Origin of the sequence: Stenotrophomonas maltophilia (genome assembly GCF_023518235.1) — a bacterium.
Taxonomy (GTDB): domain Bacteria; phylum Pseudomonadota; class Gammaproteobacteria; order Xanthomonadales; family Xanthomonadaceae; genus Stenotrophomonas.
Map to the genome: position 1 here is coordinate 3,193,182 of NZ_CP090423.1, position 18,362 is coordinate 3,211,543.

Genomic DNA, 18,362 nt, shown 5'->3' on the forward strand with positions numbered 1-18,362 from the left:
AAACCCGCAGTGCCCCGCCATCCCACAGTAAACCCGCTGTTGCTGTTGCTTCGGCTGTTGCTTCGGCTGTTGCTGTTGCTTCGGCTGTCGCCTCTGCGGGTGCCGGGTGCAACCCGGCGCAACCGCCCCGCTCAGGGCCAGGCCGGCGGCGCTGCGGCCCAGGCCTGCTGCACTTCGGCCAGCGAGGCGCGCTCGTCATCACGCCACAGCGGCAGCAACTGCGCATAGCGGCTGCTGTCGCTCCACTGCGCCGGCTCGGTACGCACCGCCGCGGCATACCACCGCACCGCCTCCTGCTTCTGGCCGGCCCGCCACAACGCCAGGGCGTAGGTGGGTGGCAACCAGGCCGGTTTGCTCAACGAGCCCCCGGCGGCGGCCTGCCATTGTTCCAGCGCGGCCTCGGCCTGGCCCTGGCGCAGCAGGTCCCAGCCGTAATTCCAGCGCACGCCACGGCCCAGGCTGCCCTGTACCGGCGCGTCCTTCAGCGCCTCGCGGTACAGCTGTTCGCCCAGTTCGGTACGGCCCTGGGCGATCGCCACCGACGCCAGCTGTACGGTCGCCTCCACCACACGGCGGCCACGCTCGCGCTGCTTCAGCAGCTGCGCCACCAGCGTATCGCCCTCGGACTGGACCACGACCATCGGCACCGCGGCCGCATCGCTGTCGAAATAGAACTCCTGTGGTGCCGGCAGCGCCGGCGCGGCCCAGGCAGTGGCCGTTCCCGAGACCAGCAGCACGCTGGCCAGGATCTTTGCTGAAACTGACATCCCTTCTCCCCAGGCTGCAACCGCAGCCTCCCTCTCTCTCCCCGATCCTAACCGCAGCGCGGCCGCCGGCGCGAGTGCCGGGGGCTGCGGGGCCTCGCTGCTACAATTCGCGCCTTTCCCGTCGCGTGCCCGCACGCGGCCGGTGCCAGCCGATCCTACCGGGCCAGCCATGACCAGTACCGCGCAACTCACTTCGCCCTCTTCCGCCGACCTGATCGACCGCGAGTACTCGCTCGACCACAAGTACACCCGCAATGAGGGGCGGATCTACCTGAGCGGCGTGCAGGCGCTGGTGCGGCTGCCACTGATGCAGCGCCTGCGCGATGCCGCCGAAGGCATCGACAGCGCCGGCTTCGTCAGCGGCTACCGTGGCAGCCCGCTGGGCGGCTTCGACCTGGAGCTGTGGCGCGCGCGCAAGCACCTGGACGCGGCCAGAGTGAAGTTCACCCCCGGCCTGAACGAGGACCTGGGCGCCACCATGGTGTGGGGCACGCAGCAGACCAACCTGTTCCCCGGCGCCAACGTGCAGGGCGTGTTCGGCATGTGGTACGGCAAGGGCCCGGGCGTGGACCGCTGCGGCGATGTGTTCAAGCACGCCAATGCCGCGGGCACCTCCCGCTACGGTGGCGTGCTGGCGCTGGCCGCCGATGACCATGCCTGCCGCAGCTCGACCCTGCCGCACGGCAGCGAAGACGAATTCGTCAGCGCGATGATGCCGGTGCTGAATCCGGCCGGCGTGCAGGACATCCTCGACATGGGCCTGCTCGGCTGGGCGATGAGCCGCTATACCGGGCGCTGGGTCGGCTTCAAGACCATCGCCGAAACAGTGGAATCGTCGGCCTCGGTGCAGGTCGATCCGCTGGCGCGCCGCATCGTGCTGCCGGAGGACTTCGAGATGCCCGTCGGCGGCCTCAATATCCGCTGGCCGGACCCGCCCATGGACCAGGAGATGCGCCTGCACCGCTATGCGGTGAAGGCTGCGCAGGCCTTTGCCCGCGCCAACGGCATCGACAAGGTGGTGATGGACGCACCGCGCGCGCGGCTGGGCATCGTCACCACCGGCAAGAGCTACCTGGACGTGCTGCAGGCGCTGGAATACCTGGGCCTGGACGAAGCGGCCTGCGCCGACATCGGCATCCGCGTGTACAAGGTCGGCATGACCTGGCCGCTGGAGCCGCAGGGCATCGCGCGTTTCGCGCAGGGCCTGGAAGACATCATCGTGGTGGAGGAAAAGCGTGCCTTCATCGAGCGCCAGATGAAGGAACAGTTCTTCAACTGGCCGGCCAGCTGGGGCCAGCGCCCGTCCATCGTCGGCAAGTACGACGAGAGCGGCGAGTGGATCCTGCCGTCCACCGGTGAACTGACCCCGGCCACCATCGCCGGCGTGATCGGCCGCCGCATCCAGAAGTTCTTCAACAACGAATCGATCGAGCAGCGCCTGCAGTGGATGCAGGAAAAGGAAGCCGAGCTTGCCCTGCCGCGCGCCAGCTTCCCGCGTGTACCGCACTACTGCTCGGGCTGCCCGCACAACACCTCCACCACCGTGCCGGAAGGCTCGCGTGCGCTGGCCGGCATCGGTTGCCATTACATGGTGACCTGGATGGATCGCAGCACCGACACCTTCACCCACATGGGCGGCGAAGGCGTGACCTGGGCCGGGCAGGCGCCGTTCACCGATACCCCGCACGTGTTCCAGAACCTGGGCGACGGCACCTATTTCCACAGTGGTTCGCTGGCGATCCGCCAGGCGGTCGCGGCCGGCGTCAACATCACCTACAAGATTCTCTACAACGATGCGGTGGCGATGACCGGCGGCCAGCCGGTGGACGGCCCGCTGAGCGTGCCCGACATCGCGCGGCAGATGCGCGCCGAAGGCATCCACACCATCGTGGTGCTGTCGGACAACATCGGCAAGTGGACCGGTCAGCGCGAGCACTTCCCCAGCGACGTGGAGTTCCACGACCGCAGCGAGCTGGACGCGGTGCAGAAGCGCCTGCGCGAAGTGAAGGGCGTCTCGATCCTGATCTACGAACAGACCTGTGCCACCGAGAAGCGCCGCCGCCGCAAGCGCGGCAAGCTGGAAGACCCGCAGAAGCGGGTGCTGATCAACTCGCTGGTGTGCGAAGGCTGCGGCGACTGCGGCAAGAAGAGTTTCTGCGTGTCGGTGCTGCCGAAGGAAACCGAGTTCGGGCGCAAGCGCGAGATCGACCAGTCCAACTGCAACAAGGACTATTCGTGTGTGAATGGCTTCTGCCCGAGCTTTGTCACCGTGCACGGCGGCCAGCCGCGCAAGGGCAGCAAGCGCGATGCCTCCACGCTGCTGGACAACCTGCCGGCACCCAGTGTGCGCAGCACGCTGGAACAGCCCTGGAACATCCTGATCACCGGCGTCGGCGGCACTGGCGTGGTGACCATCGGCGCGCTGCTGGGCATGGCTGGGCACCTGGAAGGCAAGGGCGCTTCGGTGCTGGACCAGACCGGCCTGGCGCAGAAGGGCGGTGCGGTGACCACGCACATCCGCATCGCGCAGCGCCCCGATGACATCCATGCCGTACGCATTGCCGCCGGTGAGGCCGACCTGGTGCTGGGCTGCGACATGGTGGTGGTGAATGACTACTGGGCACTGTCGAAGGTGCGCGCCGGCCGTTCGCAGGTGGTGCTGAACACCTATGAGGCGATGCCGGGTACCTTCACCACTCGCCCGGACATGCAGTTCCCGGCGGCCGACATCATTGCCGGCGTGCGCGTCGCGCTGGGCGGCCAGCAGCCGTTGCTGCTCGATGCTACCCAATTGGCCACCGCGCTGCTGGGCGACGCCATCGCCGCCAACCTGTTCATTCTGGGCTATGCCTGGCAGCAGGGCCTGGTGCCGCTGTCGTTCGACTCGCTGATGCGTGCCATCGAACTGAACGGCGCCGCCGTGGCGATGAACCAGCAGGCCTTCGCCTGGGGCCGCCTGGCCGCCGTCGATCCGCAGGCCGTGCAGCAGGCCGCCGGCCTGGTGCGCAACCGCCACACCGATACCGAATCCACCCCGGGCCCGCTGCACCCGCTGCCGCCGGGCGAGTGGGAAGGCAACGAGTGGGGCGCCACTGCGGCGCCGCGCAACACCGGCGACGAACGCGAACTGCGTGGCCTGCCCTCGCATGGCGGCGACGTGGCGTTCCTGCCACTGGACGACGCCCGTCTGTCGCGCTCGCTGGATGAAATGATCGAGCGCCGTGCAGCGTTCCTGGTGGAGTACCAGGACGCTGCCTACGCCAACCGTTACCGCAGCCTGGTCGAGCGCGTGCGCGCCGCCGAAGCCGAACGCATCGGCGGTTCCACTGCGCTGACCGAGACCGTGGCTCGCTACCTGTTCAAGCTGATGGCGTACAAGGACGAGTACGAAGTGGCCCGCCTGTACACCAGCGGCGACTTCCAGCGCCGCCTGCAGCAGCAGTTCGAGGGTGACTACCAGCTGCGCTTCCACCTGGCGCCGCCGCTGTTTGCGAAGAAGGACGAGCAGGGCCGGCTGCTGAAGAAGGAGTATGGCCCGTGGATGTTCAAGGCGTTTGGTCTGCTGGCGAAGCTGAAGTTCCTGCGTGGCGGGCGCCTCGATGTGTTCGGCCGTACCGAGGAGCGCCGCATGGAGCGCCAGCTGATTGCCGACTACGAGGCGACGGTGCAGGTGCTGCTGGACGGCCTGGAGGATGATCGTCTGTCGCTGGCGGTGGAGATCGCCAGCGTGCCCGAGCACATCCGTGGCTTCGGTCACGTCAAGGAAGCGCATTTCGCCCAGGCCAAGGCGCGGGAAGCGGCGCTGCTGGCGCAGTGGCGCAACCCGAAGGCGCTGCATATCGTGCAGGTCGCTTGAAGGTGGTGCCGGCTGCTGGCCGGCCTGTTCCTGGCCATCGATTGCCGGCCAGCGGCCGGCACTACCGGCGGTTCAGCCCAGCCGCCACAGCAGCAGCCGGTTGTTGGCCGGCATCGCCACATCGCGCAGGCGGGTGAAGCCGTTGTCCGCGGCCAGCGCCTGCACAGCCTCGCTATCGCGGATGCCGCTGCGCGGGTCGCGCGCCTTCAGCCAGCCATCGAACTGCGCGTTGCTGTCGCTGGTGTAGTGGCCGCCGTAGTTGAACGGGCCGTACACCGCCAGCAGTGTGCCGTGGCGCAGCACCGGCGGCAGCGCGGCGAACAGCGCCTGTACGTGGTCCCAGCTCATGATGTGCAGCGTGTTGGCGCTGAACGCGGCGTCGAAGGTGCTGCCCTCGGGCAGCGACAGGCCGGGTGCCGGCGGCAGTTCCACCTGCAGCGCCAGCGGCGGCAGCAGGTTCAGCAATGCCGCTTCGGCACGCCACGCCTCGATGCCGGGCAGGTGGTCCGGGTGATCGCTGGGCTGCCAGCGCAGCCAGGGCCAGCGCTCGGCGAAGAAGGCCGCATGCTGGCCGGTGCCGCTGCCGATTTCCAGCAGCCGATGACGGTCGCCCATCCACGGGTCGAGTGCGGCGGCGATCGGCTCGCGGTTGCGCTCGCAGGCTTCTGAATACGGCTTGCTCGACATCAGGACGGGGTCCAGGCGGGGTCGGCCCCATTGTGCACGAGGGCGGATTGTTGGGCAGGGCTTGCAGCCCTGCACCCGCAGAAGCCGGAGCAACATAAAAAAGCTGGCATTCCGTGGGTTGGCGGGGTGGGTCCGGTTGCGGGGGACGCTGCAAGTACGTCCATGTAAGCTCGGTCGCCGCATCCATGCGGCTCACGCCCCCGCAACCGGACCCACCCCGCCTTCGACAGTTGGCTGCGTTCTGTCAGGACAGCTATTGGGGTCAGATCCGTTTTCCGAAGGAGAACGGATCTGACCCCATTTTTATGTATCGATATCTGACAGATGTGTCGACTAGGGTCGACACCCACCAACAGCCACCCGGAATCTGTCAGAGGTGGGACGGTGTGGGTGGGCAGGACCGTTGGCGCCATGGATGGCGCCATCGAGCCCCCATGGACGGGTTTACGGCGTGTCCTGCCCACCCACACCGCCCCGCCATCCCACGGATAGCCTGCTTTTGACGTTGACGTTGCCCTGGCTTGAAGCAGGTGCAGGGCTGCAAGCCCTGCCGAAACCCTCCCCACCCATGACTGCAGTCACTTGCCCGGACGCCCCGCGCTGGCGAAAGTCGAGCAGTTGACGTGATCGGTCCGGCGCGTTGCCAACCGCGCGCAAGCGAGAGAGAGAGAAACGCTGTGCAACGACGTGAGTTCCTGGCTGTATCCGGTCTGGGCCTGGCGGGCCTGCTGCTGCCGCATTCCCGTGCCATCGCCGCCGAACAGCTGCTGGCCCCGGTCGACAGCGCCCAGCGCCGGCGCCTGGCCGAAGTCGCCCTTGCTGCCGCGCGCAGCGCCAAGGCGAGCTACTGCGATGTGCGCATCGGCCGCTACCTCAACCAGTCGGTCATCACCCGCGAGCACCAGGTCGGCAATGTGACCAACCGCGAATCGTCCGGCGTGGGCGTGCGGGTGATCGTCAACGGGGCCTGGGGCTTCGCCGCCACCCATCAGCAGAGCGAAGCCGCCGTGCGCGCCGCAGTCGAGCAGGCGGCCGCCATCGCGCGCGCCAACGCCGGTATCCAGACCCGGCCGGTGCAGCTGGCACCGACGCCTGCGGTAGGCGAGGTGCGCTGGCAGACGCCGGTGCGCAGGAACGCCATGGCGGTGCCGATCCAGGACAAGGTCGAGCTGCTGCTGGCACTCAATGCCGCCGCACTGAATGCGGGCGCCGACTACATCAATTCCACCCTGTTCCTGGTCAACGAGCAGAAGTACTTCGCCTCCAGCGACGGCTCGTTCATCGACCAGGACATCCACCGCATCTGGCTGCCGTTCACCGCCACCGCCATCGACAAGGCCAGCGGCAGGTTCCGCACCCGCGCCGGCCTGTCCTCGCCAATGGGCATGGGCTACGAATTCCTCGACGGTGATGCGCGCGGCAAGGTACAGCTGCCCGGCGGCATCACCGCCTACCGCGATTCCTATGATCCGGTCGAGGACGCCATCGCCGCCGCCCGCCACGCGCGCGAGAAGCTGAAGGCGCCGTCGGTGAAGCCGGGCAAGTACGACCTGGTGCTGGACCCGTCCAACCTGTTCCTGACCATCCACGAGAACGTCGGCCACCCGCTGGAGCTGGACCGCGTGCTCGGCTACGAAGCCAACTACGCCGGCACCAGCTTCGCCACGCTGGACAAGCGCGATGCCGGCTTCCGCTGGGGCAGCGACATCGTCACCTTCTTCGCCGACAAGACCCAGCCGGGCAGCCTCGGCGCGGTCGGCTACGACGATGAAGGGGTGAAGACGCAGCGCTGGGACCTGGTGCGCGACGGCATCCTGGTCGACTACCAGGCCACCCGCGATGAGGCCCATATCCTCGGCCGCGATGCATCGCACGGCTGCAGCTATGCCGATTCGTGGTCCAGCGTGCAGTTCCAGCGCATGGCCAACGTCTCGCTGGCACCGGGCCGGACGCCGCTCAGCGTGGAGGACATGATCAAGGACGTGGAGAACGGCATCTACATCCACGGCCGCGGTTCGTACTCGATCGACCAGCAACGCTACAACGCGCAGTTCGGCGGCCAGCTGTATTACCAGATCAAGGACGGAAAGATCGCCGGCATGGTCGAGGATGCGGCCTACCAGATCCGCACGCCGGAGTTCTGGAACGCCTGTACCGCCATCTGCGACGAGCGCGATTTCCGCCTCGGCGGTTCGTTCTTCGATGGCAAGGGCCAGCCGGGCCAGGTCTCGGCGGTGTCGCACGGTTCGTCCACCACCCGCTTCAACGGCATCAACATCATCAACACCGCGCGCAGTCTCGGCGCATGAGCCACCCATCCTTCGACATGGAGAGCAGCCTTGCAAAGACGTGACTTCCTGGCCCTGACCGGGCTTACCGCGGGCGGGCTGATCGTGCCCTCCTTCTTCGGCAAGGCGATTGCCGCCGAGCAGCTGCAGTCCACCCTCGACCCGGCGCTGAAGAAGCGCCTGGCCGGCGCCGCGCTGCAGGCCGCACGCAGCGCCGGCGCCACCTACTGCGATGTGCGCATCGGCCGCTACCTGCGCCAGTTCGTGATCACCCGCGAAGACAAGGTGCAGAACGTGGTGAACACCGAGTCGACCGGTGTGGGCATCCGCGTGATCGTCAACGGCGCGTGGGGCTTTGCTGCCACCAACGCGCTGAGCACCGCCGACGTGGCCCGCGCCGCGCAGCAGGCCGCGGCGATCGCCAAGGCCAATGCCGGCGTGCAGACCGCGCCGGTGCAGCTGGCCAAGGCGCCGGGCGTTGGCGAGGTGAGCTGGCGCACGCCGATCCGCAAGAATGCGATGGAAGTGCCGATCAAGGACAAGGTCGGCCTGCTGCTGGACGTCAACGCCGCGGCGATGGGCGCCGGTGCCAGCTTCGTCAACTCGATGCTGTTCCTGGTCAACGAACAGAAGTACTTCGCCTCCACCGACGGCTCCTACATCGACCAGGACGTGCACCGCATCTGGGCGCCAATGACGGTCACCGCCATCGACAAGGCCAGCGGCAAGTTCCGCACCCGCGAAGGTCTGTCCGCGCCGATGGGCCTGGGCTACGAATACCTGGACGGCGCGGCCAGCGGCAAGGTGCTCACGCCCAACGGCGTGGTGAACTACGGTTCGTCCTACGACATGAAGGAGGACGCCATCGCAGCGGCCAAGCAGGCGCAGGAGAAGTTGAAGGCGCCGTCGGTCAAGCCCGGCAAATACGACCTGGTGCTCGACCCGTCGCATACCTGGCTGACCATTCACGAGTCGATCGGCCACCCGCTGGAGCTGGACCGCGTGCTCGGCTACGAGGCCAACTACGCCGGCACCAGCTTCGCCACCCTGGACAAGCGCGAGCAGCATTTCCAGTACGGCAGCGAGCTGGTCAACATCTTCGCCGACAAGACCCAGCCGGGCAGCCTGGGCGCGGTCGCCTACGACGACGAAGGCGTGAAGTGCAAGCGCTGGGATCTGATCAGCGACGGCAAGCTGGTCGATTACCAGACCATCCGCGACCAGGCCCACATCCTGGGCAAGACCGAGTCCGATGGCTGCTGCTACGCCGATTCGTGGTCCAGCGTGCAGTTCCAGCGCATGGCCAACGTGTCGATGGCGCCGGGCAAGAAGCCGCTTAGCGTGCCGGACCTGATCAAGGACGTGGAGAACGGCATCTACATCATCGGTGACGGCTCGTTCTCGATCGACCAGCAGCGCTACAACGCGCAGTTCGGCGGCCAGCTGTTCTACGAGATCAAGAACGGCCAGATCACCCGCATGCTGGAAGACGTGGCCTACCAGATCCGCACACCGGAATTCTGGAATGCCTGCACCGCCGTGGCCGACGAGCGCGACTACCGCCTGGGCGGTTCGTTCTTCGACGGCAAGGGCCAGCCGGGCCAGGTCTCGGCGGTCTCGCACGGTTCGTCGACCGCGCGCTTCAACGGCATCAACGTCATCAACACCGCACGCAGCCTCGGCTGACCGGTCAGGAGCCCTTACACCATGAGTATCTTCACCGAAGCCCAGGCCAAGGCCATCCTCGACAAGGTCATCGCCCTGTCCAAGGCCGACGAGTGCACCGCCGTGCTGGCCGGCGCGATCAGCGGCAACATCCGTTTCGCGCTGAACAATGTTTCCACCAGCGGGATTGTCGACAACACCGAACTGGCCGTCACCGTGGCCTTCGGCAAGCGCGTGGGCACCGCCTCGATCAACGAGTTCGACGACGCCGCGCTGGAACGCGTGGTGCGCCGTGCCGAAGACCTGGCCCGCCTGGCGCCGGAAAACCCGGAGTTCATGCCCGCCATCGGCAAGCAGAGCTACCGCGCCAGCCCGACCTTCAGCGAATCCACCGCCGCGATCGATCCGGCCTTCCGCGCCAAGGTCGCCGCCGATTCAATCGCACCGTGCCGTGGCAACGGGCTCATTGCCGCCGGCTTCCTCGAAGACGGCCAGGGCTTCCAGGCCACCGCCAACAGCAACGGCAACTTCGCCTACCAGCGCACCACCAACTTCGATTACACCTGCACCGTGCGCACCGAAGATGGTCGCGGCTCGGGCTGGGTCGGCCGCAACCTGAAGGACGCCGCCGACTTCAAGGCCGAGCAGGACATCCGCATCGCCATGCGCAAGGCCACCGAATCGGCCGAAGCCAAGGCGCTGGAACCGGGCAAGTACACGGTGATCCTGGAGCCGGCCGCGGCCGCCGGCCTGATCAGCTTCATGATGAATTTCTTCAGCGCCCGCTCGGCCGATGAAGGCCGCAGCTTCCTGTCGAAGAAGGGCGGCGGCAACAAGCTGGGCGAGCAGGTCTACGATCCCCGCGTGACCATGTTCGCCGACCCGTGGCACCCGGATGCGCCGGTACTGCCGTGGGACAACGACGGCTTGCCGCGCGAACGCATGGCCATCATCGAGAACGGCAAGGTGGCCAACCTGGACTACTCGCGCTTCTGGGCACAGAAGCAGGGCAAGACCGCCAAGGCCTCGCCGGGCAACCTGCTGATGAGCGGTGGCGAGAAGAGCACCGCCGAGCTGGTGCGCGGCACCCAGAAGGGCATCCTGGTCACCCGCACCTGGTACATCCGCATGGTCGATCCGCAGACCGTGCTGCTGACCGGCCTGACCCGCGACGGCACCTTCTACATCGAGAACGGCCAGATCAAGCACCCGGTGAAGAACTTCCGCTTCAACGAATCGCCGGTGATCATGCTCAACAACATCGAAGAGCTGGGCAAGCCGGTGCGTGTGGCCGGTGATGAATCCAGCTACGTGATGATGATCCCGCCGATGAAGCTGCGCGATTTCACCTTCACCTCGCTGTCCGACGCGGTCTGATGGATCGCCGGGCCTGCCTGCGCTGGTTGGCTGCTGCCGCTTCGGCGGCGGCGCTGCCGGCCTGGGCGCAGGCAGGCCCGCGCAGTTCGCGCTACGACTTCTGGTTCACCCGCCTGCAGTACGACTCGGGCGACTGGGACGTGGACGCGCGCATGCCGTCCAACCTGATCACCTCGCTGATCGACTACACCTCGCTGCGGGTGGACCCGCAGGAACATGTGGTGGCGCTGGCCGATCCGCGCATGCTGGAGGCGCCGTTCTGCTACCTGGCCGGGCACACGCTGGTCGAGTTCAACGCCGCCGAACGGCAGAACTTCGTGCGCTACGTGCGCAACGGTGGCTTCGTCTTCGTCGATGACTGCAACCATGACATCGACGGCCTGTTCGCCACCTCGTTCGAGGCGCAGATGGGCCGCCTGTTCGGCCCGAAGGCATTGCAGAAGCTGCCCAACAGCCACGCGCTGTACCGCAGCTTCTTCCACTTCCCCGACGGCCCGCCCGCCACCAGCTTCGAGCTCAACGGCTGGGGCGACGACCTGGTGCACGACTACCTGAAGGGCATCGACGTCGATGGCCGCCTGGGCCTGCTCTACAGCAACAAGGACTACGGCTGCGAGTGGGACTACGACTGGCGCAACAAGCGTTTCCTGGCCGAAGACAACACCCGCTTCGGCGTCAACATCGTGATGTACGCGTTGAACAATTGATAGGACCTGCACGCCCATGACCGCCCCCGACCTCGATTCCCTGCTGCCGCGCCTGCACGATCTGCGCGCTGCGCTCGCACGTGCCGTGGTGGGCCAGAACACCGTGGTCGAGCAGCTGCTGATCGGCCTGCTGGCCGGCGGCCACTGCCTGCTGGAAGGTGCGCCGGGCCTGGGCAAGACCCTGCTGGTGCGCTCGCTTGGCCAGGCACTGGAACTGCAGTTCCGGCGCGTGCAGTTCACCCCCGACCTGATGCCCAGCGACATCCTCGGCACCGAACTGCTGGAAGAAGACCACGGCACCGGTCATCGCCATTTCCGCTTCCAGCAGGGCCCGATCTTCACGAATCTGCTGCTGGCCGATGAACTCAACCGCACCCCGCCCAAGACCCAGGCGGCGCTGCTGGAGGCGATGCAGGAACGCACGGTCAGCTACGCCGGCACCACCTATGCGCTGCCGGCGCCGTTCTTCGTGCTGGCCACGCAGAACCCGATCGAGCAGGCCGGCACCTACCCGCTGCCGGAAGCGCAGCTGGACCGTTTCCTGCTGCACGTGCTGGTGGATTACCCCAGCGAGGACGAAGAGCGGCAGATCCTGGAACAGACCACCGGCGGTGCCACCGACGCGGTACCGAGGGTGATGGATGCCGAGGCGGTGATCGCCTTGCAGGCGGCCGTGCGCCAGGTGCATGTCAGCCCCGATGTGCTGGCCTGGATCGCCCGCCTGGTACGCGCCAGCCGGCCCGGCGACGGTGCACCTGCGGCGATCAACCAATGGGTGAAGTGGGGCGCCGGCCCACGTGCCGGGCAGTCGCTGGTATTGGCGGCGAAGGCACGTGCACTGCTGCAGGGCCGTTTCGCCGCCACCCGCGAGGATGTGCAGGCCCTGGCCGCGCCGGTGATGCGTCATCGCCTGCTGCTGTCGTTCGCCGCCGAGGCCGAGCAGAAGCGTGCCGACGACGTGGTCGCCGCCCTGCTTCAGGCCGTGCCGTTCCCGGGTTGATCCACGCGTGAACGCAGGTGCCCCGCTGACGTTGCCACCGGAACTGCGCGCGCGCCTGCGCCTGCTGCGGTTGCGGCCGCGCCTGGCCAGCGGTGCCAGTGGCATCGGCCAGCACGCCAGCCGCAGCCGTGGTGCCGGCCTGGAATTCGCCCAGTACCGCGCCTATGAGCCCGGCGACGAACTGCGCCAGATCGACTGGAAGCTGTACGCGCGTTCGGACCGCTTCTTCGTGCGCGAATCCGAGCGCGAGAGCCCGATCACCCTCTGGCTGCTACTCGATGCCACCGCCTCGGCCGGCCAGGCTGATCGCGCGGCACCACAGCGCACGCGACTGGACCATATGCGTGGCGTGGCGGCGTGCCTGGTTGAACTGGCCCTGCAACAGGGTGATCGCTTCGGCCTGTTGGCCGTCAATGGCGACGGCCTGCAGCTGGTGCCGGCCGCGAGCGGTGCGCGCCAGCGCGACCGTGTGTATCTGCAATTGCAGGCGCTGCAGGCACGGGGCGGCTGGCCGCTGAGCGAGCGCCTGCGCCCACTGTGGGAACGCGTGCGCCCGGGCGACCTGCTGCTGGCCATCGGCGATGGCTTCGACGAGGCCGGTATCGTGCTGCTGGAGCAACTGGCCAGCGCCCGCCGCGAAGTGGCACTGCTGCAGATCCTGAGCGCCGACGAGCGCGACTTCCCGTTCGATGCCGGCCATCGCTTCCGCGACCCGGAGACCGGTGAGGAGCTGCTGGGCGATGGCGCAGCGATCCGCGCCGATTATCTGCAACGGTTCGCCGGTGCGCGCAGCGCGCTGCAGGCGCGCCTGCAGGCCGGTGGCATCGCCAGCGCCACCGGCTGGCTCGACCAGCCGTTGGACCAGCCCCTGCAGGCCCTGTTCGGCCGCGGAGGCGGCGCATGAACCTGCTGTTTCCACTGGGGCTGGCGGCACTTGCCGCCTGGTTGCTGCCGCTGCTGATCCATCTCGCTCGTCGCCATCCGTATACGCCGTTGGATTTCGCCGCACTGCGTTGGCTGCGCGCACAGATCCGGCCGCGCCAGCGCATCCGCTTCGATGATTGGCCGTTGCTGCTGGTACGCATGGTGCTGCTGGCCGCGCTGGCGCTGCTGCTGGCGCGGCCTGCGTTGACCGGCCCCGCGCCGGTCCCCGCTGCGTGGACGGTGGTGGCCCCGGGCCTGGATGCTACGGCACTGCGTGGAACGGCCGAGGATGGCAACTGGCACTGGCTGGCACCTGGCTTTCCCGCTGTCGATCAGGCGCCACCTGCATCAACCGCCTCCCTGCCCAGCCTGCTGCGCGAGCTGGACGCGCAGCTGCCCGCAGGGACGGTACTGACCGTGCATGTGCCCGATCCGCTGCCCGGCCTGGACGGTGCACGCCTGCAGCTGTCGCGCGATGTGCAATGGAAACCGCACCCGCTTACGGTCACCACCGCGGCGGTTGCAGCACCCCCGCCGCGATTGCGCGTGCCTGCCGATGCACCCGGTGCCGCCCGGCATTGGCTGCACGCGCTGCAGCGGGCCTGGGCCGTGCAGGCGCCACCGGCACCGTTGGCGGCCGGTGCCCTGCCCGAACCCGGCGAGATCGGCACCTGGACCCGCAACGATGCGCTGCCACCGGCCTGGCAGGCGTGGCTGCGCGATGGTGGCACGGTACTGACCGCCGCCAAGCCCACCGCCGAGGCCGCGGTACTGCTGCGCAGCCCTGAAGGCACACCGCTGCTGTGGCAGCAGCGCATCGGCCACGGCCGCCTGCTGTCATTGCCCGGCGACTGGGACATCGCCGGCAATCCCGCGCTGCGCGATCCCGGGCTGCCGCGTTCGCTGCTGCTGGCGCTGCACCCGCCGCCGCCACCGCGTCTGGCCGATGCGGCAGACCACGCGCCGCAGCACGCGGCATTGCCTGCGGCAACACCTCCGCTGCGTGAACCCATCGCCTGGCTGTTACTGCTGATCGTGCTGCTGTTCGCACTGGAACGCTGGATGGCCAGCAGCGCCCGCCGCAGGGTGCCTGCATGAGTACCCTGCAGCACGCCTGGCAGCGCGCACGACGACGACGCGCGCTCATCACCCTGCTGCTGGGCCTGCCCTGGGCATTGGCCGCCACGGTGCTGGCCCTGCGCCTGGCCGGCTTCGACCTCGCCTGTGTGGTCGGCACGGTCAGCCTGCTTGCCTGCGCGGCGCTGGCCACTGCGCGCGCGCGCCGGCTGGACCGGCAGTGGCTGCAACGCCAGCTCGATGGCAGCGGTGCCAGTGAGGACAGTGCCGATCTGCTGTTCGCCGACACCACCGCGCTCAATCCGCTGCAGCAGCGCCAGCGCACGCATGTGCTGGCGACGCTGCAACATGCCATGCCGGAGCTTCGCCCGCGCTGGCCGCGCACGGTGCTGGCCGTGAGCTGGATCGCAGGCCTGGCCATCGCGCTGCTGGCACTGGGTTGGCCACGCCCGGGCAACGGCCCCGGCGCGGCTGTCCCCGTGGTGCCAGGCACCTCCCTGCCCGCCGGCCCGTTGCGTCTGCAATCGAGCCGCCTGCGCATCGACGCACCGGCCTATACCGGCCAGGCCACACTCACCCAGAACGCGCTGGATGCCAAGGTGCCCGCCGACAGCCGCCTGTCCTGGTCGCTGCGCTTTGACCGTGCGCCGATCAGGGCGTGGTTGCAGTTCCACGATGGTCGCCGCCTGCCGCTGCGCGAGCAGGACGGCCAATGGCAGGCCCAGGACGTGGCACGCGCGCCGGTGCTGTATCGCGTGGTGAGCGAACCGGCACTGGCCGAAACCCGCCTGCATCGGCTGGACGTGGTGGCCGATCGCGCGCCCAGCGTGCGCGTGCTGGAACCGGCTGCCAGCCTGGTACTGGGCACGCCCGGGCAACGGCAATGGGCGCTGCGCTTCGAGGCCAACGACGATTACGGCGTGGCCGCACAGGCGACCCTGTCGATCACCACCACCCAGGGCAGCGGCGAGAACATCACCTTCCTCAAGCGCAGTGTCCGCCTCACCGGCAGTGGCGAGCCGAGCGCACGGCGCTTCGCGCATACCCTCGATCTGGCCGCGCTGGGTGCGCAGCCCGGCAACGATGTGATCGCCCAGCTGGAGGTGCGCGACAACCACGCACCGGTAGCGCAGGTGGGACGCAGCAGCAGCGTGATCCTGCGCCTGCCCAGTGCCGAAGTGGCACTCGGCGCCGAGCTGGAAGGCCGCATCAAGAAGACGCTGCCGGCCTACTTCCGCAGCCAGCGCCAGATCATCATCGACGCCGAGGCGTTGATCCGCCAGCAGCGCAGCCTGGGCGCCGAGGACTTCGTCAAACGCAGCGACGCTATCGGTGTCGACCAGCGCATCCTGCGCCTGCGCTATGGCCAGTTCCTGGGCGAGGAAAGTGAGGGCGCGCCCAGGCCACCGCCGACCAGCGACCTGCCCACCAGCGATACGCCTACCGCAGACCGCCATGACGACGATCACGATCACGATCACGACCATGGCACAGACGCAGGCGCACACGACGAGCATGGCCACGATCATGGCGGCAGTGCCGGCAACGCCGATACGCCGCCGGTGTTCGGCAGTGCCACCGATGTGCTGTCCGAGTACGGCCACACCCACGACCACGCCGAGGCAGCCACCCTGCTCGACCCGCAGACGCGCGCCACACTGAAGGCGGCGCTGGACCAGATGTGGTCGGCCGAAGGCGAGCTGCGCCAGGGCCGCCCGCAGCAGGCACTGCCGTTCGCATACAAGGCGCTGGGCTTCATCAAGCAGGTGCAGCAGGCCGAACGCATCTACCTGGCGCGGGTCGGGCCGGAGCTGCCGCCGATCGATGAAAGCCGCCGGCTGGGCGGTGATCGCGCCGGACTGGCCAGCCGCGAACTGCCGTTGGCCGCACGCACGCCGCCGGATCCGGACATTGTTGAAGCCTGGCAGCGACTCGGCGACGACGCCGGCGCCCTTGATCTGGATGCACTGGCCGGCTGGCAGCAGCGCAACGCCGCCTACCTGCCCGACGCACTGGATCTGGCCGCCGCCATCGAACAGCTGCGCATCGAACCCGGCTGCGGCAACTGCCGTCAACGCCTGCGCGCGCAGCTGTGGCGTGCCCTGCAGCGACCGTTGCCACAGGTGATGCGGCGCAGCGCCGCCGATGCGATGGGGCAGCGCTATCTCGACGCGCTGGAGGCGCAGCCATGAACGCCTCCGGTTTGAACCTGTGGATTGCGCTGGCACTGGCCCTGGTCGTGGCCATCGCCAGCGTGCGCCAGTTGCGCGCACGCACGGCGCATCGTGGTCGGCCGTGGATCATTGTTGGATTGCAGGTCGTGGCTGCAACGTTGCTGTACTTCTGCCTGCTGCCACCGAGCCATCAGCAGCCTGCGGCGGGCCTGGTGGTGCTCAGCGCCGAGGCCGACAACGCCGGCGCGCTGCCGGCCAGCGACAGCCCGCTGCTGCTGTTGCCGGAGGCGACCCATGTGGCGGGCGGCCAGCGCGTGCCCGATCTGGCCACCGCGCTGCGCCAGCATCCGGCGTCCACGCTGACCCTGGTCGGTGCCGGCCTCAGCGCGCGCGATCGCGACGCGGTGCTGCCCGGCGACGTGCGCTGGCAACCGGCGCCCGCACCGCGCGGCTGGATCGCACTGCAGCCCCCGGCCGATGTCGCCCCGGGCGCGCGCTTCGAGGTGCAGGCGCAGGCGCGCGGCGTGGCCAACGCCAAGGCCGAACTGCTGGACCCGGCCGACAGCGTGATTGATCGCGCGGATCTGCCCGGTGACGGTAGCGTGCGGCTCAGTGGCGTCGCCCGCGCTGAAGGCCGCAGTGTGTTCCGCCTGCGCCTGCTCGATGCCAGCGGTCACGTGGTGGACACCGTACCGGTGCCGCAGCAGACGCTGCCAGCCGCACCGCTGCGCCTGCTGGTACGCGCCAGTGCACCGGGGCCGGAGCTGAAGTATCTGCGCCGTTGGGCCACCGATGCGGGCATCCGTGTGCAGGTGCAGGCCGATACCGGCGCCGGTCTCAGCGTCGGCGATGGCGCGGTGTCGCTTGATGCGGCCTCGCTGGCCCGCGCTGACCTGCTGCTGCTGGACGAACGCAGCCTGGCGGCATTGAGTGCAGCCCAGATGGCCGGCGTGCGCCAGGCGCTGCGCGATGGACTGGGCGTGCTGGTCCGCAGTGCCGGCGCACCGTCGGCCGGGGCGCGCCAACGCCTGCATGATCTGGGCCTGCCGCTGCGGGGTGACGGCAGCAGCCGCGCCCTTGAACTTGCGGGCGATGGCGAAAGCGCGATGCTGGCCGCTCGGCGTGGCCCGCTGGCCGCCGGCACGTTGCCAACCCGCGACGGCGAGGACGCCGACCGCAGCTCGCACAGTGCCACCCTGCCCGCGCTGGAAGCACTGGTGCTGCAGGCACCGGGCAGCAACCCTCTGCTGCTGGACCGTGGCGGCAACACCGTCGGCGGCTGGCGCGCGGTCGGCAAGGGCCGCATCGGCCTGCTGCCAGTGACCGACAGCTGGCGCTGGGTGCTGGCCGGTCGCGATGATCGACATGGCGAACTGTGGAGCGGCGTGGTCGCCACGCTGGCGCGTGCGCAGGCCAGCGGTGATGCGCTGTGGTCACCGCAGTCGATCGCCTGGGCAGGTGAGCGGCAGGCGCTGTGTGGGGTGCAGGCGCCGCTGCAGGTCTTCAACCCGCGTGGTGACGGCGTGCCGCTGATCGTCGATGGTGCGACATCGGCCCTGCGCTGCGCCGGCTGGTGGCCGCGCGAAGCGGGCTGGCAGCGCCTGCGCTACGGCGACAGCACGGTCTGGCGTTATGTGTTCGACCCGAAGCAGGCGCCGGCGCTGCATCGGCAGGCGATGATCGATGCGACCACGCAGTCGCTGGCATCGCACACCTCGGCCGACACCTCGGTCATGCAGCCGGTAACCGGCTCACGCTGGCCCTGGTGGCTGGCCTTCGTGCTGTGCGCCGCGTTGTTGTGGTGGCTGGAGCGGCGGCGGTAATTCCGGGGTCGGATCCC

The 18,362-nt window shown here is 68.6% G+C and carries 12 protein-coding genes; 10 read left to right on the forward strand and 2 right to left on the reverse strand.

What is annotated here, in order from left to right:
• Nucleotides 1–131: 131 nt before the first annotated feature.
• Entirely contained in the window at nucleotides 132–767 is a 636-nt protein-coding gene (locus LZ605_RS15035) for a tetratricopeptide repeat protein (protein ID WP_249842312.1), read from the reverse strand.
• Between the two features lie 169 nt (nucleotides 768–936).
• Here LZ605_RS15035 and LZ605_RS15040 point away from each other — a divergent pair, with 169 nt between their 5' ends.
• Nucleotides 937–4,623 carry an indolepyruvate ferredoxin oxidoreductase family protein gene (locus LZ605_RS15040; RefSeq protein ID WP_249842313.1) on the forward strand — a complete coding sequence of 1,229 codons (3,687 nt, stop codon included), beginning with the start codon at nucleotides 937–939 and terminating at the stop codon, nucleotides 4,621–4,623.
• Nucleotides 4,624–4,695: 72 nt separating this feature from the next.
• Here the strand turns inward: LZ605_RS15040 and LZ605_RS15045 are convergent, their stop codons facing one another.
• Nucleotides 4,696–5,310, reverse strand: coding sequence for a DUF938 domain-containing protein (locus LZ605_RS15045; RefSeq protein WP_249842314.1), 615 nt, complete (start codon nucleotides 5,308–5,310; stop codon nucleotides 4,696–4,698).
• A gap of 677 nt (nucleotides 5,311–5,987) precedes the next feature.
• Between LZ605_RS15045 and LZ605_RS15050 the strand changes: the two genes are divergently transcribed.
• Genes LZ605_RS15050 through LZ605_RS15090 form a run of 9 tightly spaced genes read left to right on the forward strand, consistent with a single transcriptional unit; the run spans nucleotide 5,988 to nucleotide 18,345 of the window.
• Nucleotides 5,988–7,619: a TldD/PmbA family protein gene (locus LZ605_RS15050; protein ID WP_249842315.1), complete on the forward strand. Its 1,632-nt coding sequence runs from the start codon at nucleotides 5,988–5,990 to the stop codon at nucleotides 7,617–7,619.
• Nucleotides 7,620–7,649: 30 nt separating this feature from the next.
• Nucleotides 7,650–9,284: a TldD/PmbA family protein gene (locus LZ605_RS15055; protein ID WP_249842316.1), complete on the forward strand. Its 1,635-nt coding sequence runs from the start codon at nucleotides 7,650–7,652 to the stop codon at nucleotides 9,282–9,284.
• Nucleotides 9,285–9,305: 21 nt separating this feature from the next.
• Nucleotides 9,306–10,640, forward strand: a complete 1,335-nt coding sequence (locus LZ605_RS15060; RefSeq protein ID WP_249842317.1) for a TldD/PmbA family protein — start codon at nucleotides 9,306–9,308, stop codon at nucleotides 10,638–10,640.
• A complete protein-coding gene (locus tag LZ605_RS15065) occupies nucleotides 10,640–11,347 on the forward strand; it encodes a DUF4159 domain-containing protein (RefSeq protein WP_249842318.1) in 708 nt (235 codons plus the stop codon). The genes LZ605_RS15060 and LZ605_RS15065 overlap by 1 nt, the downstream gene beginning before the upstream one ends.
• A gap of 16 nt (nucleotides 11,348–11,363) precedes the next feature.
• Nucleotides 11,364–12,347 carry an AAA family ATPase gene (locus LZ605_RS15070; RefSeq protein WP_249842319.1) on the forward strand — a complete coding sequence of 328 codons (984 nt, stop codon included), beginning with the start codon at nucleotides 11,364–11,366 and terminating at the stop codon, nucleotides 12,345–12,347.
• A gap of 7 nt (nucleotides 12,348–12,354) precedes the next feature.
• Nucleotides 12,355–13,251 (forward strand): DUF58 domain-containing protein, encoded by an 897-nt coding sequence (locus LZ605_RS15075; RefSeq protein WP_249842320.1) that lies wholly within the window; start codon nucleotides 12,355–12,357, stop codon nucleotides 13,249–13,251.
• Nucleotides 13,248–14,369, forward strand: a complete 1,122-nt coding sequence (locus LZ605_RS15080; RefSeq protein ID WP_249842321.1) for a BatA domain-containing protein — start codon at nucleotides 13,248–13,250, stop codon at nucleotides 14,367–14,369. Before LZ605_RS15075 ends, LZ605_RS15080 begins: the two co-directional genes overlap by 4 nt.
• Entirely contained in the window at nucleotides 14,366–16,540 is a 2,175-nt protein-coding gene (locus tag LZ605_RS15085; RefSeq protein WP_249842322.1) for a DUF4175 domain-containing protein, read from the forward strand. The genes LZ605_RS15080 and LZ605_RS15085 overlap by 4 nt, the downstream gene beginning before the upstream one ends.
• On the forward strand, nucleotides 16,537–18,345 hold the full coding sequence (locus tag LZ605_RS15090; protein WP_249842323.1) for a hypothetical protein: 1,809 nt from the start codon (nucleotides 16,537–16,539) through the stop codon (nucleotides 18,343–18,345). Before LZ605_RS15085 ends, LZ605_RS15090 begins: the two co-directional genes overlap by 4 nt.
• Nucleotides 18,346–18,362: the final 17 nt, after the last annotated feature.